The organism is Absicoccus porci, assembly GCF_003725415.1.
GTDB classification, from domain to species: Bacteria; Bacillota_I; Bacilli_A; order Erysipelotrichales; family Erysipelotrichaceae; genus Absicoccus; species Absicoccus porci.
In genome coordinates this window covers 399,711-418,811 of record NZ_RJQC01000001.1, presented here as the reverse complement: position 1 = coordinate 418,811, position 19,101 = coordinate 399,711, and the positions used below count along the sequence as shown (strand labels likewise).

Annotated in this window: 16 protein-coding genes; all 16 read right to left on the bottom strand. The window is 35.1% G+C overall.

The window, feature by feature from the left end:
* Positions 1 to 7: 7 nt before the first annotated feature.
* On the bottom strand, positions 8 to 577 hold the full coding sequence (rfbC, locus tag EDX97_RS02140; RefSeq protein ID WP_128519542.1) for a dTDP-4-dehydrorhamnose 3,5-epimerase: 570 nt from the start codon (positions 575 to 577) through the stop codon (positions 8 to 10).
* On the bottom strand, positions 577 to 1,470 hold the full coding sequence (gene rfbA, locus EDX97_RS02135) for a glucose-1-phosphate thymidylyltransferase RfbA (RefSeq protein ID WP_128519541.1): 894 nt from the start codon (positions 1,468 to 1,470) through the stop codon (positions 577 to 579). The genes rfbC and rfbA overlap by 1 nt, the downstream gene beginning before the upstream one ends.
* A gap of 59 nt (positions 1,471 to 1,529) precedes the next feature.
* On the bottom strand, positions 1,530 to 2,675 hold the full coding sequence (locus tag EDX97_RS02130) for a MerR family transcriptional regulator (protein WP_128519540.1): 1,146 nt from the start codon (positions 2,673 to 2,675) through the stop codon (positions 1,530 to 1,532).
* The gene (locus EDX97_RS02125; RefSeq protein ID WP_128519539.1) at positions 2,668 to 4,674 is read right to left on the bottom strand and encodes a DUF6077 domain-containing protein; all 2,007 of its coding nucleotides are present in this window, start codon (positions 4,672 to 4,674) and stop codon (positions 2,668 to 2,670) included. The genes EDX97_RS02130 and EDX97_RS02125 overlap by 8 nt, the downstream gene beginning before the upstream one ends.
* A 15-nt stretch (positions 4,675 to 4,689) precedes the next feature.
* On the bottom strand, positions 4,690 to 5,037 hold the full coding sequence (locus EDX97_RS02120; RefSeq protein ID WP_128519538.1) for a DUF2304 domain-containing protein: 348 nt from the start codon (positions 5,035 to 5,037) through the stop codon (positions 4,690 to 4,692).
* 2 nt (positions 5,038 to 5,039) lie between these two features.
* Positions 5,040 to 5,732: a glycosyltransferase family 2 protein gene (locus tag EDX97_RS02115; protein WP_128519537.1), complete on the bottom strand. Its 693-nt coding sequence runs from the start codon at positions 5,730 to 5,732 to the stop codon at positions 5,040 to 5,042.
* A gap of 45 nt (positions 5,733 to 5,777) precedes the next feature.
* Entirely contained in the window at positions 5,778 to 6,755 is a 978-nt protein-coding gene (locus tag EDX97_RS02110; RefSeq protein ID WP_245977977.1) for a glycosyltransferase family 2 protein, read from the bottom strand.
* Positions 6,721 to 7,608, bottom strand: coding sequence for a glycosyltransferase family 2 protein (locus tag EDX97_RS02105; RefSeq protein WP_128519536.1), 888 nt, complete (start codon positions 7,606 to 7,608; stop codon positions 6,721 to 6,723). The genes EDX97_RS02110 and EDX97_RS02105 overlap by 35 nt, the downstream gene beginning before the upstream one ends.
* A 1-nt stretch (position 7,609) precedes the next feature.
* Positions 7,610 to 8,839: a glycosyltransferase family 4 protein gene (locus tag EDX97_RS02100; RefSeq protein ID WP_128519535.1), complete on the bottom strand. Its 1,230-nt coding sequence runs from the start codon at positions 8,837 to 8,839 to the stop codon at positions 7,610 to 7,612.
* Positions 8,833 to 9,600, bottom strand: coding sequence for a glycosyltransferase family 2 protein (locus tag EDX97_RS02095; protein WP_221175866.1), 768 nt, complete (start codon positions 9,598 to 9,600; stop codon positions 8,833 to 8,835). Before EDX97_RS02095 ends, EDX97_RS02100 begins: the two co-directional genes overlap by 7 nt.
* Positions 9,600 to 10,958: an exopolysaccharide biosynthesis polyprenyl glycosylphosphotransferase gene (locus EDX97_RS02090; protein ID WP_128519533.1), complete on the bottom strand. Its 1,359-nt coding sequence runs from the start codon at positions 10,956 to 10,958 to the stop codon at positions 9,600 to 9,602. Before EDX97_RS02090 ends, EDX97_RS02095 begins: the two co-directional genes overlap by 1 nt.
* A gap of 109 nt (positions 10,959 to 11,067) precedes the next feature.
* The gene (locus EDX97_RS02085) at positions 11,068 to 12,795 is read right to left on the bottom strand and encodes an LCP family protein (RefSeq protein ID WP_128519532.1); all 1,728 of its coding nucleotides are present in this window, start codon (positions 12,793 to 12,795) and stop codon (positions 11,068 to 11,070) included.
* 88 nt (positions 12,796 to 12,883) lie between these two features.
* Entirely contained in the window at positions 12,884 to 14,533 is a 1,650-nt protein-coding gene (locus EDX97_RS02080) for an LCP family glycopolymer transferase (RefSeq protein ID WP_183164233.1), read from the bottom strand.
* Positions 14,534 to 14,691: 158 nt separating this feature from the next.
* Positions 14,692 to 17,163, bottom strand: a complete 2,472-nt coding sequence (locus tag EDX97_RS02075) for a glycosyltransferase family 2 protein (protein WP_221175865.1) — start codon at positions 17,161 to 17,163, stop codon at positions 14,692 to 14,694.
* On the bottom strand, positions 17,163 to 17,951 hold the full coding sequence (locus EDX97_RS02070; RefSeq protein ID WP_128519530.1) for an ABC transporter permease: 789 nt from the start codon (positions 17,949 to 17,951) through the stop codon (positions 17,163 to 17,165). Before EDX97_RS02070 ends, EDX97_RS02075 begins: the two co-directional genes overlap by 1 nt.
* Before the next feature lie 7 nt (positions 17,952 to 17,958).
* Entirely contained in the window at positions 17,959 to 19,092 is a 1,134-nt protein-coding gene (locus EDX97_RS02065) for an ABC transporter ATP-binding protein (RefSeq protein ID WP_128519529.1), read from the bottom strand.
* Positions 19,093 to 19,101 lie beyond the last annotated feature (9 nt).

Here is a 19,101-nt window from a genome sequence, read left to right as displayed (position 1 = left end):
TTTCCTCCTACTTATTATAAACAAATTGATTATTCGATTCTTCTAGGGTTGGCCCTACTTGATCTTTTTCACTAAGTACTGGTTCGATACCGTTTAATAGTGATCCCCAATCCACAGCACAGGTTGGATCATCATAGCGCATGCCACCCTCACTCTCTTTATTATAGACATTGTCCACTTTATACATGAATTTAACATCATCTGTTAACGTCAAGAATCCATGTGCAAATCCTTGTGGAATAAAGAATTGACGATGATTATCTTCACTCAGCTCAACACTGACCCATTGTGCAAATGTAGGACTTCCCTTACGAATATCTACGGCAACATCAATGACCTTTCCTTTAATACAACTTACTAACTTGGATTGTGCATAAGGCGGATTTTGCCAATGCAAACCACGAAGCGTTCCCTTCTTGGCACTAAAAGACATATTATCTTGGACAAATGTTACATCTACGCCTATTTTCTCGTATTTTGGTTTTTCATAAGTTTCCGTAAACCATCCACGATGATCTCCAAACACATCGGTATCAATGATCAATACACCGGGAATTTTTGTTTCTGTTACTTTCATTATTCAGCCCACTCCTGTTCTACATATTCTTGATTCATGATTTTCTTCAAATACGCACCATATTGATTCTTTTTATAGATTTCATAGATTTCTTCCAATTGTTTGCGATCGATCCAACCATTTTTGAAAGCAATCTCTTCTAAACAAGCAATCTTACGATGTTGATGATCTTCAATGGTCTTCACAAAATTGGTTGCATCCACTAGAGATTCATGGGTACCCGTATCCAACCAAGTAAAGCCATCCCCTAATAGCGTGACATTCAATTCATTATTTTCTAAATAAATACGATTTAAATCTGTGATTTCTAATTCCCCACGCGCACTAGGCTTCAAATTTTTCGCATAGTCAACGACTTTATTATCATAAAAATAAAGTCCAGTAACTGCATAATTTGATTTTGGATGAGCCGGCTTTTCTTCCAAAGAAACGGCCTTTCCATCTTTATCAAATTCAACAACACCAAATCGTTCAGGATCTTCTACATAATAGCCAAACACCGTTGCACCCACTTCTTTTTTAGCCGCAGCACGCAATCGTTTTGTCAAACCATGACCGTGGAAAATATTATCGCCTAGAATCATAGCGACACTGTCATCCCCAATAAATTCTTCACCTAAAATAAAAGCTTGGGCCAATCCATCCGGAGAAGGCTGTACTTTATAGGATAATTCCACACCAAAATCATGGCCATCCCCTAATAATTCTTGAAAACGAGGGGTATCATCTGGTGTTGAAATAATTAAAATTTCACGAATCCCAGCATTCATTAAAATGCTCATTGGATAATAAATCATTGGTTTATCATAAATCGGTAATAATTGTTTACTTGTCACTTTCGTCAATGGATACAGTCTTGTTCCACTTCCACCCGCTAGAATAATGCCTTTCATAAAAGAAGACCTCCTTAACAACATAATAATAAGCCCTTACGTAACGTAAGGGTCAAGTATTATTTCTTACAAATAAAGACCCCCGCTTCCTTTGTGATATGAAGAGGCAATTGTTTTTGAATAAATTCTTTAAATTCTATAAGTCTTGGTCCAATGATCTCACTTTGATTGCCATGACAACTCATTATATAATCCACCAGAGGTTGCGCGTCATCCACAATCAATTCATCTGGGTAATAGGAAACTTCAACCGATGAAAAATAAGGATTCAGTATATCCTTTCCATTTTCTAGTCCAAATACTTCATATAAATTCGTTTGAGATAATGTGATTTTAGAATCAAAAGCTTGTACTAAAGCTGTGATTTCTTTCATATGGTTGGATCCATATGTACTGCAATACAATACACCATCTGGTTTTAATACCCGACAAATTTCCGCAATTCCCTGATGTAAATTTTGTAAATAAAACAAAACATGATTCGCAATGACGCAATCAAAATAGGCATCCTTAAATGGAATCTTTTCGCAATCCGCTACAATACAATTAAATGCAGAGCCATATTTTTCACGAACCTCCGATACCATTCCTTCGGAACTATCCGATAAAAAGAATTCCCGATTGCGTAAATTTAATGTATTGTTTTTCCACAGTTCACCCGATCCACAACCAATTTCAAGCAATCGATTGACTCCTTGAAAATCGATTTGAGAATACAACCAAGGAAACCATCCCATTGGGTTCTGTGAATATTTTTCATGTAGTGCAATTCGTACATCCAAATTCTTTGATGTCATATATTGATTGATGATGGATGAATTATCCTGACTCATTTGGACCAACGAAATCAAATTTGACCAATCAAAAGCATTCTTTTCAATGGATGAAGCCGCAATATCCAAAGCTTCTTTTAAATTCTGTAAATTATTGATCTTTGCCTGTACCAAACTCGATTGCAGATGCAACGAATCTTTTAATGTTTCTTCCGAAGACATCATGGAAAAGATATCTTCAATTGAAAAATCTAAATTTCGTAACGTAATGATCTTCTGTAAACGAATGAAATCTTTCTCACTATATTGACGATATCCATTCTCTAAGATACAAGACGGTTTTAATAAACCAATTTTGTCATAATAACGAATCGTTCGTTGACTGACATTAGCGAGTTTCGCAAATTGACCGGTAGAATAATAATTATTCATAGTTTTTCACTCTAAATAGATAATACGGATTTTTATCAAATCCTTTATTTGATAAGACCATATCATATCCAGCTTGTAATAAACGTTGCTTTGATTTTACATTTGTAACCAATATATAATCTATGTTGTATTGTTTCATTAATGATTGAACTCTATAAAAAGATACATCTTCTCCAACACAGAATTTATTCAACAACATTTCGCTATTAACACTCATTTTACCAAAACCATTCCTTGTATGAAGTTGGATACGATTAGACACGACATTAAATGAAATATCTGGAATATTTATCTTATCGTATGGAACACCATTTGAAACATATAATCGATAATTTCCATAAGGCAACGTATTAAAATAATCACCAACCCGTATCGTGATGTCAGGTGCCATAGAGGTATTAATATCTGTTACTCTGCTAAAGTCATAACCTTTTGATGTCATACCTGATCCTAAAAAATCATATTTTTTTATAGAGTTCATATTAAATCCAACAATCATTAACACACTTGACATCACAACTATTCCATAGATTTCAAACACAATATTGCAATGGTCTGCTATATTTTGAATTAATTGTACTAAGCAAATTCCAAACATAAAAAGAATAGTATATTGCATCATCGAATAAACCCGCAAAATAACAAAAAATACATTCATTGATGAATAATACACAAGTTCTTTGAAAAACATATTCCTAATTAATAAATAAAAAAATAAAATAAATAGTGGAAAGTATACTTGATATCGATTTTTTCTCCAAATAAACAAACTAATAATGCAAGGGACAAAGCCGTATAAATACAAAACATCTTGACTATAATAAGCTATTATCCATTTGTTTACTTCAACAGTGGATTCAGCAAATTTTTTTGTCATATTTCCGAGTTGAAAATGATCTAATCCTTTCGTTCCTATTAATACGAATATGTATAACAATGTGCATAAAATAAGAAGCATTAAATGTTTACTGTTTCTATACTTAAATTCTACAATAAACATATCAATCAACTTTATTCCTAAAAAAAGAAAACCAAATAGTACAACAATTGGCAATGCTACAGTTGAAAAAGAAAAGAGACTTAGAATAATAAAACCAACGCAAACTATTTTCTTCCACTCTATTACTTGCAATAATGACCAACTAAATATCATTAATAATGGTATTGATAAACTTCTTACAATGCTCCCACCGTAAAACATCGCCGTTTGAAACTGCCATAAATCATATGACCGAATATGTATACTGGATGCACCATACATTAAATACCCCTGTGGAATAAGAAAGTAAAAGAAGGGTACAAGCACATATTGCGAATATTTTTTATTATTAATAAGTATTTTAGATACTTCTTTACAAACAACGCAAAATATAAAATAATTATTTAAAGCCATTGTAACTCGCGTAAAAAATGTAATCCGGATATGAAAAATATAGGAAAAAAATGCATAACTCACTTCATAAGTATTTAATATACGATCCAAAGTAATGGACGGCTTTTGTAGCAAAGAACCATTAAAATAATTTTCATTTTCTAACGCTGGAGTACCAATCGAATTTATCATTTTTCCTAAATAGAATCCATCATCATAATTCATATAATAATACGGCAATTGATTTGATATAGCAAAAGCAGTAAACAATATTACAAAAGAAAGAAGAATCCAATTATCCTTAATAAAAAGTTTGCTTGCTGTTCTAAAATTAGATTTCAAGTATACGTATTTTTCCACAATTAAATTATGTCTTATGATAATTAATGAAAAAATAATTATCAAAAATAATATAATTTGCGCAGTAAAATAAATTGACCAACTCAAATGTAGAATTTGGCACGGAAATACAACAACAAAGCAGAAAACAAAAGTAAAAACAAATCCAATAATCAATCGTTTTCCAGCATTTTTCTCATAACCAAAAAAATCTAGAAGTACATCTCCTAGAAAATAATAGAAATTAAACATGAAAAACCAAAATACCAATGATAATAGCCAATACATACAAAAATCCTTTCTCTACTTCTTTTCTTGTTCGTCCAAATATTCTTTAATACTTAACTTCTGGATCAATTCTTTATTCTTATCTTGCACTTTGGATAATTCACTGGCTTGTGAAAATGTGATGATATATAGAAAGAAAATAAATAAAGAAAAGATAAAGTTACTTGCACTCATGAATCCCAGTTTATTGGATGCCCATAGGGCAAGGCCTGGAAATACGCTAAGAATCAATAATAAAATGGACCATAAAATCCATACAATGGATTGACTGATATTTAATCCTTGTTTGCGAATCTTATGAATCACAAAAATAAAGGTTAAGATACTAGCACAGATAAACACAAATTGTAAACGTAATGACATACTTACCTCTTTCGAAATGGTTGAATAAAGAAAATGGAAACCAACATACGGCTCATATACTTAATCGTATTGCTCAGATTTAAATAGGACTCGCCAAACTCTCTCTCACTCATTTGGACTTGGACTTCTTTCACTTTACAATGTTTCTTCAACATATACACCAATGTATCTGGTTCTGGTGGATTATTCATATCCAAGGCATATTCTTTAATGCAGGTTTTATCATAGGCACGAAAACCACTGGTTGGATCTTTGATTGTCTTTCCTGTGGTTAGTTTAATAGCACCAGCAATCAATCTGGAACCTGCCATACGTGCGGTCCAAGGCTTTTTTTCCGTCACAAACCGCGATCCAATCACAATTTGATTTCCTTTTTCAATTTCCTCAACTAAAGCTGGAATATATGTAGCTGAATGTTGCCCATCCCCGTCAAATTGAATGGCAACATCATAGTTTTGTTCCATCGCTAATTTAAAGCCTGTCTGGACTGCTCCAAACAAACCCAAGTTACAAAACCCATCAATCGTATGAAAATGATTTTTGCGACATACTTCCAACGTATTGTCTTTGGATCCATCATTCACAACCACATAATCCACTTGCGGTGCATGTTGAATGATGTCATTTACTGTCTTCTCAATATTTAATGCCTCATTATAGGCAGGTATGATTACCAATGTTCTTAAATCACTCATGCTTTCCCTCAAACATGTCCATTATATAGATTCTTTACATACATTTCAATGAATTAAAACAAAGATAAGGTCCATACACCGTGCTTTTCTTGATTTTAGATGTCGATAATACGGATTGAAATTTTGTTTCAATAAGCGAAAGAACTTTCGATTTTGGATAGCTTCGATATGTTCTTTATCAAATTGATAATAGGCATCAAATCGTTCTTTGTTCTCTGCATAAAACTCAGGGTTTACTTCTTTGATGGTTTCTAATACTTTCATACCATCCTGGCAGACCAAGATTCGTGTGTTTTCTTCATTGGCTGTTTTGACGTGTTCACTCGTTGTCAGATTGGCATCTTTAGCACCAATCGTATTCTTCGAATGGATCCGATATCCAAATAAAGATCGATTATAAAAATACATGCTGCCATGTTTCGACGCAATCAGATTGATGATCCAATCATGAGGCAATTTGGTACTGAAACGTTTCATAAAACCATCTCGTAGTGAAGAAGTAATCAATAAAGAACATCCTTGAAAATAATTGTGATTCAGGAACTCATCAAATTTTACTTCCACAATATCATTGGGTCGTACTTCTTTGATATAAAGATTGTTGTTGGAAAAGCCTTTTTTCTTACGAATGGAAATTGGTTGGTCGTGCTCATCTATAAATGTAAAAGAAGAAGCTAATGCTTCCATTTCGGGATTATTATTCATGATGGCGACCATTTCTTTGACTTTATCTGAATCCCAGATATCATCTTGATCACAAAGAAAGATATATTCTTTTGAACACAAGGACAATGCTTTTTTAAAATTGCGTTTATATCCTAAATTCTGTTCATTTTTATATAAATGAATGTGAGGATATTGTTTTATATATTCTTGAATAATATCCACCGTTCCATCACTCGATTGATCATCACAAATAATGATTTCATCTACGGGTAAAGATTGATGGAGGATCGAATCCAATTGTTTTCGTAAATAAACTTCCCCATTATACGTTGCCATCGCAACCGATATCATGTGCATCCATCCTCTCTTTCATATACACTCGAATTTCATGCATTTGTTTGGCTTTCTCTTTATTGATGATCCGGTACACCTTTTCTTTTGTGCCATAATACTTATATTCAAATACTAATTTTTTCTGATAATCTAAATCATATTTCTTTCCATAATATACACTGGAATCCATTTCATGACCAATCATCGCTAAAGAAGATGGCGTGCTCTTTTTTTCCAAATGAATCATTTTTAAAGATCCATCATACACACTTTTTTTACTTGGATCCAGCTTTTCAATACGACGTTTGAGATCTGGTTCTTCATAATACATAAACATATGTTCATCAAACATCCCCGCTTGGATAAACAAATCCCGAGGAACAAACATATCGGCTCCGGATATATACATTTGATTTGGATTGAATCGTCCCATTTTGTTCCATAACTTAAGTGTCCATTTTTTTATAATAGACATTTGATAATCATTATAAAAAGAAAAGCCTGGCTTGCCATTTTCATAACACAATTGAATGCCTAACATACCAATGGATTCCTTTTGAAATCGCTGGATAATTTTTTTAAAGATAGGTTCCACCAAAATGATATCTGGATTTAAGAAGGCAAGGATCTTTCCCTTCGATACTTTGACACCTTCATTATTACCTGCTCCAAAACCTCGATTGTCACTGGGCACATATTGAAAATGAGGCAGAGGAATATCCTGAATATCTGGATAGATTCTTTCCTTTTCCGGGCTGTTATCGACCACGATGACTTCCAATTCATCACCAATATCATTGTATTGGGCAATGGATTCCAAAGCTTGTCGTACAATGGGGCCACTTTTATAAGCAACCAAGATGACGGACAATTCCATCTTAGTCACCTCCATTTAAGATGCTTTGATATATTTCTTTTAAATGACGAATATGATTGTCCATGGAATATTTCGTCGTATCAAAAGTTTGATAAATATACGTATTCATTGTTTTGATCAAATCATCCTCTTGACATCGTTCAATGACTTGTTTTAATGCTTCACTTTGATAGCCATCATACAAAAAGCCATTCTTTCCTTCTTCAATGATGTCTTTGGATGCATTCTTATCCGAAACAATACAAGGAATGCCACAAGCCAACATTTCCAATGGTGTTAAAGGACTGGCTTCGTAATAAGTGGAAGGAAAAACAAAACAGCGCGTTTGTTTTAGATAAGGTACCATATCTTTTTTTTCTTTCCAGCCCGCAAATTCAATATTTGGATACTTTTCTTTTAATTCTTCGTATAAAACGCCCATGCCAATGACAACAGCTGGTACATGAGCTTTGGTGACGCCTTCACAAAAAATCCGAATGCCTTTATCATCCGTTAATCGCCCTACATAGAGATACATTTGATTTTCATCACAATTGACTTGAAAACGATTCGTAAAATTGATGGGGTTTTCTAAAAAATAATGCTTCTGAATATGGGGATATCTTCTCAACAATTGTTTTGAAGCAAAATTGGAGATAAAAATATAAGAAATATTCTTTCGAGGACGAATGTGATCATTTTGAATTTTTTGCCGACAAACACGAAATAGTTTATGTCCATAATTTCGTGCATCACAATTTGTACGAATACACTTTCCACTCATTGGTTCAATTTCACAAATATGATGATGTGGATAATTATATAAACCACCATTGGGACATACTAAAAAATAATCATGCGTTGTCAGTGCCACTTGAAAGCCTTTTTCTTCTAATATTTCAAAGATCGAACTAGAGATTCCCTTGGTCCACGTATGGACATGAACAATGGTATCTTCACAAGAAAAATGGTTTAATACTTTCGATAATTTTTCTTTTGCTTCTTTATTCCATAAACCTTGTAGCACCGCATGCAAACGATTTTTATCATGTAAGATATCTTTTTGTCCCAAACACACCACATTTACTTTGGATGCTTGCAGTTCATCCGATACCGGTCCAACCGCTGCAAATAAGGTTACATGATAGTCTTTAGAAAGGGCGATGGCACTTTCGTGTGCCACGCGAGAAGCCCCGCCTTCGATATACGCAAAGTCACAAATCACGATGACATTTTTAACTTTTTTTACCATAATTTCCAACCCCACTTATGAAAATATTTTCGTGCCGATTGTACATGAATCTTAAATAAACGCTTATTTTTATGCGAACCCTTTTGCCAATGATGGATCACTTCGACATCGGGAAAATACATGACTTTCGATACTTGATTGATGCGTTTGGATAAATCCGCATCTTCCATATACATAAAAAAACGATCATCAAATCCATGTAGTTTTCGAAATAGATTCGTGCGAATAACAAGGAAACATCCTTGCGCAAAAGGAACTTGAAAGGGTTTGGAATAGTCCATATACGATAGGGTATGGTCTTGAATCCGTTTTTTGAAGATGTGCCGTCCGAAATAGCGGGTAAACATATCAAAAACAGTGATTTCTTTTCGATACGCTTCTTGAAGATGTCCCGTATCATCCACGATCTTGGGAATGACCATGCCGACTTCTGGATGATGATCTAGATATTGAAAGATGGGTCCAAACACATCTTCTTGGATCACGATATCGGGATTGATGATGGCATGATACTTAGAATCGATATATTCCAGTGCATGATTGTGCCCTTTCCCAAAGCCTTGATTTTCGTGGTTATCCACATAGTGTACATGATTGACCTGCAAAAACGATTGAAATTCTTCTTTTTGAGGATCGTCAACACTGTTATCAAAAACATACATTTCATAGGGAATGGATGTATATTGAACGATCGAAGTAATGGCTTTTTTGATGTCGTCATAATCATGAAACGCTACAATTGAAATAGATAATGGCTGCATCACATGGCACCTCTTCCACCCAAGACAATATTGATGGTTCGATAAATGATCGTAATATCTAACCAAATGTTCCAGTTATGGGAATAATAGTTATCCAGCATCAAGCGTTCATCAAACGTGACATCACTACGGCCATGGGTTTGCCACATCCCCGTAAGGCCCGGCTTGCTTTGAATGATGAATTTATAATGTTCCCCCATATCCTTTTTTTCTTTTGGTAAATAAGGTCGAGGACCGACTAAACTCATTTCTCCTTTTAAGACATTGATAAATTGAGGAAATTCATCCAAGCTTTTTTTACGTAAGAATTCGCCAGCCTTGGTGATGCGTGGATCATGTTCTAATTTCTTATTGATGGTATATTCTTTGCGAATGGCTGGATCTTTTGCCATTAATTCATCCAGGATCTGATCTGCATGAGGCACCATGGTTCGATATTTATAAATCTTAAACAATTTTCCATTTTTGCCAATCCGATCTTGCGTAAAGAAGATGGGCCCATGATCGCCATGTTTCACATTGATGATCTTGACATAGAGGGACAATGGAAGCAAAAGAATACAACCCAAAAGGCCAAAGACAATATCCATCAACCGTTTACAAAACGCACTTAACGTTGTGATCGAACCAGAAGAATTGGCCACCAACAACTGGCCGTCATAATCTTCCACTTTTGTATCAAACGTAATTAAATTTTCCAAACGAGGAACAAAATAGACATTCTCAGCGACATCCTGCACTTTATTCATGATGCGTTGGATATCTCTTTGATTCATCTGGGTGATTGCAATGATTACTGTATCAATATGCTGGGTTTCTAATAATGCATCCATTTCATAGAAGGGATAGATACGACGCGATTGCACAAATTCGCGCTGATGGATATTTTCAAATTCAGGAACATGGTTACAATTGATAAAAGCTCGAATATCAAACATTGAAAAACGATTATGCGCTACAGTCGTACGAAAACGCTCGGCAGAAGGTCCAACGCCAATGACCATGACACGATGTTCGAAATACTTGCGGAAATGGTGTCTAGAAAAGATGGCAAACCATACATCAAAGACAAAGCATAAAAGAATGAATAAAACCAAGATTTTCCAATCTTTAGGTGAATAGGACCAAATGATCAAAAAATCAATCATGAATGCATAGACATGACTCATGATACACAAACGCAGTTCATCGGTCGCTAAAAGAACAATGCGACGATATCGCCCCACAATGATTTGCATTAAAAGATAAGCCACGAATAAACGGGATTGAAAATCATTGTCTAACCATGGCAACGCGACCAAAAGAAAAGCCGCAAATAATGTATCTACAATAAAGTTTAATATACCTATTTTTGTCATAAGCAACAATGCCTCCTGTTGTAAGCATTACTGCGATTATTATTACATATTCCAACAAAAAAGTGAAATCGATAAAAAAAGACCCTAACGAGCTGTTAGAGTCTATATCTTATTGCGCACCCACTGTATTATCGACACTGGCATCTTGTTGATAGGTCGTATCTTCGGTTGGTGTATAGGTTTGTGTTTGCGCCTGCGAGGATGCATCATAATACGTTGATCCTGAATAATCCACGGATTGATTTGTTGTATATTGAGACGTATCCGAAGAATAACTACTCGACGTATCTTGGGATTGTACCCCCGTCATATAATCCGGCATCGTAAACTCACCCTTCAATTTAGAAGAAACACTTGATGCTTTTTTGCCGGCAATGACCGCTTTGATCTTCTTGGATGCGATATCAATGGTTCTTTGATCGGGTACCAAAACCGAGGCGGCTTGTCCAGCCATAGCACAATACAACATATCCCCTTGTCCATCTAATACATAACTTTCAAAATTCCATTTTGGATTGTCTTGCAACTGATATTGTACAAACTGTTTAATTTCACTATCCGTCATATTGGTTTCAAATACGCCGGACATGGCTTTCAACAAATCATTGTAATGAGTCAGTGCATTGCTGGAAAGCACCTTATTGATCAACGCTTTTAAGACTTGTTGCTGGTTCTTGACCCGTTGTCGATCTCCTTCTTCATAGGCATAGCGCTCTCGTGCATAGGCCAAAGCCCGTGCTCCATCTAAATGGTTCTTGCCTTCATGGACACCTTCCACACCCGGATTGGTATAGAATTGGTCAACGGCATATCCTTTTTTGACATACACATCAATACCACCAACCGCATCAACAACAGATTTGACGGCTTCAAAATCCAAACGAACGGTATAGTTGATATCGACATCCAACATTTTTTCCAAGGTATCACGTGTTGTGTCCAGTCCGGTCATTCCGGTATGCGTCAATTTATCCAGCTCACCTACCGGACATTCCCCATCCTCACAAGCATATTGAATATAATAATCACGCGGAATACTTGTCATCAATACATCATGCGTCTTCGGATTGATCGTTACCAACATATTGACATCCGAACGAGCGACCGATTCCAGACCGCCATAATTATCATTACCACTAATTTCAATGGTAAATGGTTTGGAAGTAATGTCACTAACGGCATTGGCTGATAAATTATCTTTCGTATAATAAATGGTTTTTAGGATCGACACCGTCTTGGAACCAAAATCCTTATAATTGTCGATTTCTTCAATCCCAGAGACATACGAATCACTAACAATAATAGCTGATACCTCTTTGCCATATAATGCTTTGGCCAATGCCTCCACGCTCTTATATTTCTTTTGCGTCACATTGGCCGATTTACGCTTTAGATCACTCCACGACTTGCTTGTACTTGTTGTATCAATATCCTTTAATACCCCTACTTTTTTATTAGTTAGGTCGGCTGGCTCTGAAATCTTGCTGGATTTTAATGCATATACCTGAACTGTATGCTTGATTTTTCCTGACGTATTGGTCACGGTATCGATAAACCCATTGGCTTCTGACATATATTGCGTTCCTATAAAAAGGCCACAACTACACGCAATGACCAAAATGGAAGAAACCAATCGACTCCATACTCTTTTACTCGAAAAATTCAACAGAAGTAATAAGATTGCAACGATCAACACTAGAATAATGATGGCCATCCATAGAATATTGTTTGGTAGAATACTTAATACATATGCCTGATAGGCTACGAATACAGCAGAGATAACCAATAAGATGGAAATCAATATGGAAAACACTCGAAATATCTTCGTCTTTTTCATAAAAAAGGATTCCTTTCACGATACAAATCAGAACTATTTTACCACATTTGTCAAGAATGCACATAAAAAAGGGGCCAACACCCCTTATTTACTGATATTCATTTGGATCGACCACAGTTGCATCATCGGTTTGTTGAGAATAGCTACTATCCTCTTGTGCTTGTGAACTATCGCTATATGACGGTATAGACTGACCATAATCATAATATCCTTGACCATAGCTCGAATACGTATCCGTACTGTACTCTTCTGTACTTGTAGATTCACTTGTCGTATCTTCTTGTTTAGCCGTATCTTTTACCGTTTTGGATGATTTTCCATTGATGACCGCTTCGATCTTCTTTCTTGCGGTCGTGATGGAATTCTTATTTGGCAACGTAACCGAAGCATAGGTACCCATACTTGCTGACATTCTTGTATCTGGTGTTCCAATCATTGCATAGCTTTCAAATTTCCAGTTTGAATTTAATAACAGTTGCATACGAACAAAGTCCCGAATATCATCACTCGATAAATTGGTTTCAAATGCACCGCCCAAAGCATCAATTAAATTACCATAATTCATGATCATCGATGGTGATTTAACCTTTTTGAGCAATGCTTTTAAAACTTGTTGTTGGTTCTTAACCCGTTGCATATCACCATTTGTATACGAATATCGTTCACGTGCATATGCTAATGCCTTCTGACCATTTAAATGATTGGTACCCTCATGCACGCCACCAACCGTATGATCGGTATAGAACTGTTTAACAGCCAAACCTTTTCCCACTTTTACATCAACACCACCAACGGCATCCACAATGTTGACCAAACTTGAGAAATTTACACGAACATAATAGTTGATATCGACATCCATAAAATTTTCAATGGTTTGTTCCGAAGTCGAAATGCCATAAATACCCGAATGTGTTAATTTATCGTTTTCGCCATCTGGACAATCCGAATCACTATCCGCACTACAAACAATCGGTTCATAATAATCCCTTGGAATACTTGTCATCAAAATGGTATGTGTCGTTGGATTGACCGTAATCAACATATTGGAATCGGTCCGACTATTTTCTTGGATCGTACCAAACGAATCATTGCCACTCACATAAATTGTAAATGGTTCTTGGGTTACGTCCACGGCATCTGTGGATTGTTGAATGGCCTTTTTTCGATTGGTCGTATAATGTGTAGTATGCACCGTTCGCGTACGCTGATTAAAATCCTGATAGGCTTCTTGATCATAAATCGTGCCTCGATAAGATTCACTTAACAGCATTGCATCAATATCTCCATCATACAGTGCTTGCACTTCATCCAAATACGATGTGTATTTTACGGTATCAATAGAAATAGAAGATTCTACATCTGCCAATGCTTCTTTCATGGCTTTTGAATCAATGCTTGGTGTAATACCCACTTTAGCACCAGAAGCCTGGCTTAATTTTTTAATGCTGGATTCTTTCATAACGACAAAAGAAACATTATTGATGACTTTATTGGACAAATCCGTCACAGATGAAATAGCACTATCTGTACGATAAATATAATAACTTCCCAATCCATAGCCGAATGTTAAAGCAATTACTAATAAACCACTAATAAAACGAGAAAGACGAGATCGAGACGTAAAGTTATAAAACAAGAAAATAATCAATGTCAATAAGAGAACAGATCCCAAAATTGGTATTTCAAAACGAACTGGTAAAATTCCTAAGTGAACAATTTGTAGAATGAATATTACCATAGCTACTAAACTCAACAAAGAAATCAGCCGTAATATGGGATTATGCCTTTTTGGATTCCATTTTTTTCGTGGATGTTTTTTGCATTCATAAAAATATTCAATCATTTCTTCTTTTAAATGTCAAATTTTGCCTTAAATACACTAAAAAACGACAGATATTACTCTGTCGTTAAGGAAAAATCATTCTTTTTATAAGTTAGATTCGGATTGTAGTACGGATCACCATTAGCCAAGATATCGTGCCAACGTTTTTCAAAATAATTAATTTCACCATTGAAACGATCCACTTTGTCAAACGTATTCTCTTCACCACGTGATTTGGATTCATAATGATATAACTCACAATATGGATTATAAACAATCTTATAACCTTTCTCACGAATCTTTAAACAGAAGTCAATATCATTGAACGCAACTTTAAGTTGTTCATTCAATCCACCTACTTCTTCATATATATTCTTATCCACCATCATACAAGCAGCGGTTACAGCACTATAATCCTGTTGTGTCATTGGTCGCGCAAAGTATCCTAGATTATCTCGTTCCAATCCCACAAACGCATGACCAGCAATGCCTTGTAAACCAACAATCACACCAGCATGTTGAATGGTATCATCGGGATAATACAAACGAGCACCGACAGCTCCTACATCCTTTCGCATGCAATAGCCTAAAAGTTCTTCGATAAATTCTGGAGTAATCACTTCTGTATCATTATTCAACAACAGATAATAATCACCAGAAGCATATTTGGTTCCAAAATTATTGATAGCCGAATAATTAAATTCATTCTTCCAAGTGACCACTTTCACTTTGGAATTCTTGCTTTCCAATTCCTTATAGTAATCAAACGTACTTTGTTCGGTACTATTGTTTTCTACAATGATATATTCATAATTATCATAGGTTGACTTGGCTTCAATGGAATTGATACAACGTGATAAATCATCTACATGATCCTTATTTGGAATGATGATCGATACTTTTGGATGACTATCCAAGATATATTTAGTTCGATAGATACCTAGGCTTGCTCCATGTTCCACGGTCGCATGAATGCCCTTGGCATCATAGAAAGCTTGTACGGCTTTCTTTCCTGCTTCAAACGCATACATCTTACTTTCTGGATTAGCTGCGGTTGAATTTTGATGAAATCGCCAATGATATAAAACCTTAGGTATATGATGAATTTTTTCAGGACCACAAGCATCGGATAAACGAAGCACAAAATCAAAGTCTTGTGCCCCATCAAATTCTTTACGAAGCTTTCCAACTTGATCAATTAAACTTTTCTTTACAACTAAAAAGTGACAGATGTAGTTAGTTGAACATAATAAGTCATAGTTGAAATCCGGTTTAAAATGCGGTTCAAAAAAACGTTCCCCTTCCGAATCCATTTTGTCTTCATCCGAATAAATGAATTCAATATTTGAATTTTCATTTAAAACTCGAACATTTTCATATAAAGCATCCAACGTCAAGGTATCATCATGATCATACAATGCAATAAAATCACCAGTGGCTATGTCCATGGCCGCATTCATATTACCGGAAATACCATAGTTTTCCTGTAAACGAACAAAACGAATTTTGTCGTCTTGTGCATAGTGATCTTTCACATATTTTTCGACTTCATCATTTGTACTACCATCAGCAATACACAATTCCCAATTGGCATATGTCTGATTAGTCACTGTTTCGATCATTTCTTTTAAATAGTTAAGTGGTGTATTAAAAGTCGCTACAATCAAAGAAATTTTAGGTTGATAAGAAAAAACATGTTTTCTTTGTCGATCCAATTCTTCTTTGGTTGGTTCATGAAGATGAAAATACGTATTATAAGAAACTTTCTCATCTTGTGGACCACGACGAATACGACGAACAAAAGCTTTGAAACCTTTACGTTTCAAATACATACCAGCTTTTTTGACATTCTGCCCATTGATGCTCTTAATATATCCCATCAAAGATTTTTGGTTGGTACTTTTGATTTTATTTAAATCGACCGTTTTCGATTCCTTTTCATTTTTGATGACCAATGTATATTTCGCATCTGGATCACTTTTAAACACGATATAAAAGCCACTCTGGATTTGCCAATCTTCCATAAAATCCGTACGCTCTTGTTTACGGAAAGTATGAGCGACTAAATGACCATGCGCATCATGCACTTCAAACTGCAATGGACTCTTATCTACCGCAAATGCCCAACCCCACATTTGGGATAATCCCGAATCGACATTCCGTTCGTAACAATCCACGGAATACTCAATCAAACTAGTATCACGAATTTTTCTTAATTTCGATTCACCAATTGTTTCAATCACAATCGATTCGGATGATGTTTTAGCGATAAGAACCACTTCATGTACCGGTTCAAACACATCAATTTTTAAGTCATAACCAGAATCTTTCACTAAATCGACATCTTTATAGAATTTGATCAAATCCTTACGGTCAAAAATGCGTTTTTGGGTAATAGGTACTTCATTTCCATTAATCTTGACTACATAATCAATTGCTTCTTTTTTATGATGAAAACACCAACCACTTAACTGGATATATTTGGATGGGGCTGTATTTTTATAACGAATTACATCTAAACTATATTCAAAATCACCGTTTTTCATTACAATTCCTCCGCAAATCCTTTCTCCAATTTTTTAAAGATCCAATATCCAATCACCAATACAATAACACCTAAAAGTAAAACACTGCCTAAAGCCCCAAAATCTGGCGTTTGATGATATAAGAAAATATCACGATATGCATATACTAATTTAGTCATTGGATTCCATTGAATCAATCCCAATAATATACCTGAGGCATTCTGAAACATATCTAAACTATAAATAATAGGTGTGCCATAAAATCCCATTTGAATTACGAAAGAAACAATATTTTCAATGTCTCGAATATATACATTCACAGCCGATAAAATTAAGCCAATGCCAAAACATAAGATAGCTTGGATAATGGCAATCAAAGGCAAATAAATTAAATGATAGGAAATACCAGCACCAGTACCTAAACAAAAAATCAAAATGATGATACATGAAATAAAGAAATTAACCATGGCACTTAATGTACAAGAAAGAACCAATATTTCTCGTGGAAAATACACCTTTTTAATGATTCCAGCATTACTATTGATACAAGTTGTCGATGTATTAACAACCGTTGTAAAAAAGGTCCAAGGAATGATACCTGTTACTAGATAACATAGGTAGTTGGGAATAGAAGCTGCACGAAATAAATAAGGAAACACGATCCAATAAACAATGACTTGCAGTAATGGATTTAAAAAGGACCATAATACACCTAAAAAAGAAGCCTTATATTTACCACGAATGTCTTTTTGTATACTGGTTTTTAATAGTTCACGATAATTATATATTTCTTTAAAAATTTCTTTCATAACTACCTCACTCACCTATTGAAAACGCAATTGTTTTATTCGCTAATTCTTTTCCATCCGAATCTATACACTTTACTGTAAAAGTATGTTTGCCACTTGATAATTTTGTTGGATCAATTTCGCAATCCCAACCAATATGATCAGCATCTAGGAAACCCCCAAATTCTTCAAAATAAATGTCGTAAACATCCTGTCGATTCACATAAGATACAATTGGATCAAATGGTTGTTCATCCACTTCAAAAGCTAGTGTTGCCTTTTCATCATTGGCAACCATCCAACCACCACACTTGATCACATCGGCTTTCCGATCGATTTGAGCAAAATCACGAGGCATATCAATGAAGACGACCCCTTTCTTTTGGGTTTGTCCAGTTTCGATGGCCTTTTTAACTGATTCCTTATGATCTTTCGCAATTTGTTCCAAATATTCCTGGATCACAAATACAGGATCTCCATCCAATCGAACTTCGCCTTTATAGATCCAAACTACACGAGAACACAATTCCTTCACCACATTCAATGAATGGGTAACAATAACAATGGTTTTTCCGGAATCGCGTAATTCTTGGAGTTTCGCATAACATTTATCTTGAAAGTGTTGATCACCAACAGCTAAGATTTCATCGATCAATAAGATTTCAGCATCCACATTGATGGCCACGGAAAATGCCAACCGCATATACATACCCGAAGAATAGGTACGAATCGGATTATCAATAAACGATCCCAACTCAGAAAACGCAATGATATCATCGATTCGATGATCAATTTCTTCTTTGCTTAAGCCGAAAATAGCCGCATTAAAATAAATATTTTCACGTCCAGTAAAGTCTTCATGAAAGCCAGCTCCTAATTCCAATAACGACGTTAATTTTCCATTCGTTGCAATCGTACCTTCATTAGGAAAAATGATCTTGGTCATCAACTTCAACAAAGTTGATTTCCCTGATCCATTGGTACCAATCAGAGCCACACATTCTCCCTTTTTGATATCTAGATTGATATTTTTTAATACTTCATTGTATTCTACTTTCCCTTTTCTACGAATGAGTCTTTCTTTTAAAGTCCGCGATTTATCATATTCAATCTTGAATCGTTTTGACATATTTCGTACTTCAATCGCATTTTCCTGATTCATAAATTAACT

Excerpts from the sequence above, each read along its gene's own strand:
- EDX97_RS02065 (WP_128519529.1), bottom strand. The coding sequence starts at position 19,092 with ATGAATCAGGAAAATGCGATTGAAGTACGAAATATGTCAAAACGATTC.
- EDX97_RS02105 (WP_128519536.1), bottom strand. The coding sequence starts at position 7,608 with ATGGAATTGTCCGTCATCTTGGTTGCTTATAAAAGTGGCCCCATTGTA.
- EDX97_RS02090 (WP_128519533.1), bottom strand. The coding sequence starts at position 10,958 with ATGACAAAAATAGGTATATTAAACTTTATTGTAGATACATTATTTGCG.
- rfbC (WP_128519542.1), bottom strand. The coding sequence starts at position 577 with ATGAAAGTAACAGAAACAAAAATTCCCGGTGTATTGATCATTGATACC.
- EDX97_RS02095 (WP_221175866.1), bottom strand. The coding sequence starts at position 9,600 with ATGCAGCCATTATCTATTTCAATTGTAGCGTTTCATGATTATGACGAC.
- EDX97_RS02085 (WP_128519532.1), bottom strand. The coding sequence starts at position 12,795 with ATGAAAAAGACGAAGATATTTCGAGTGTTTTCCATATTGATTTCCATC.
- EDX97_RS02070 (WP_128519530.1), bottom strand. The coding sequence starts at position 17,951 with ATGAAAGAAATTTTTAAAGAAATATATAATTATCGTGAACTATTAAAA.
- EDX97_RS02075 (WP_221175865.1), bottom strand. The coding sequence starts at position 17,163 with ATGAAAAACGGTGATTTTGAATATAGTTTAGATGTAATTCGTTATAAA.
- EDX97_RS02125 (WP_128519539.1), bottom strand. The coding sequence starts at position 4,674 with ATGTATTGGCTATTATCATTGGTATTTTGGTTTTTCATGTTTAATTTC.
- EDX97_RS02080 (WP_183164233.1), bottom strand. The coding sequence starts at position 14,533 with ATGGTAATATTCATTCTACAAATTGTTCACTTAGGAATTTTACCAGTT.
- EDX97_RS02130 (WP_128519540.1), bottom strand. The coding sequence starts at position 2,675 with ATGAATAATTATTATTCTACCGGTCAATTTGCGAAACTCGCTAATGTC.
- EDX97_RS02120 (WP_128519538.1), bottom strand. The coding sequence starts at position 5,037 with ATGTCATTACGTTTACAATTTGTGTTTATCTGTGCTAGTATCTTAACC.
- rfbA (WP_128519541.1), bottom strand. The coding sequence starts at position 1,470 with ATGAAAGGCATTATTCTAGCGGGTGGAAGTGGAACAAGACTGTATCCA.
- EDX97_RS02110 (WP_245977977.1), bottom strand. The coding sequence starts at position 6,755 with ATGCACATGATATCGGTTGCGATGGCAACGTATAATGGGGAAGTTTAT.
- EDX97_RS02100 (WP_128519535.1), bottom strand. The coding sequence starts at position 8,839 with ATGGTAAAAAAAGTTAAAAATGTCATCGTGATTTGTGACTTTGCGTAT.
- EDX97_RS02115 (WP_128519537.1), bottom strand. The coding sequence starts at position 5,732 with ATGAGTGATTTAAGAACATTGGTAATCATACCTGCCTATAATGAGGCA.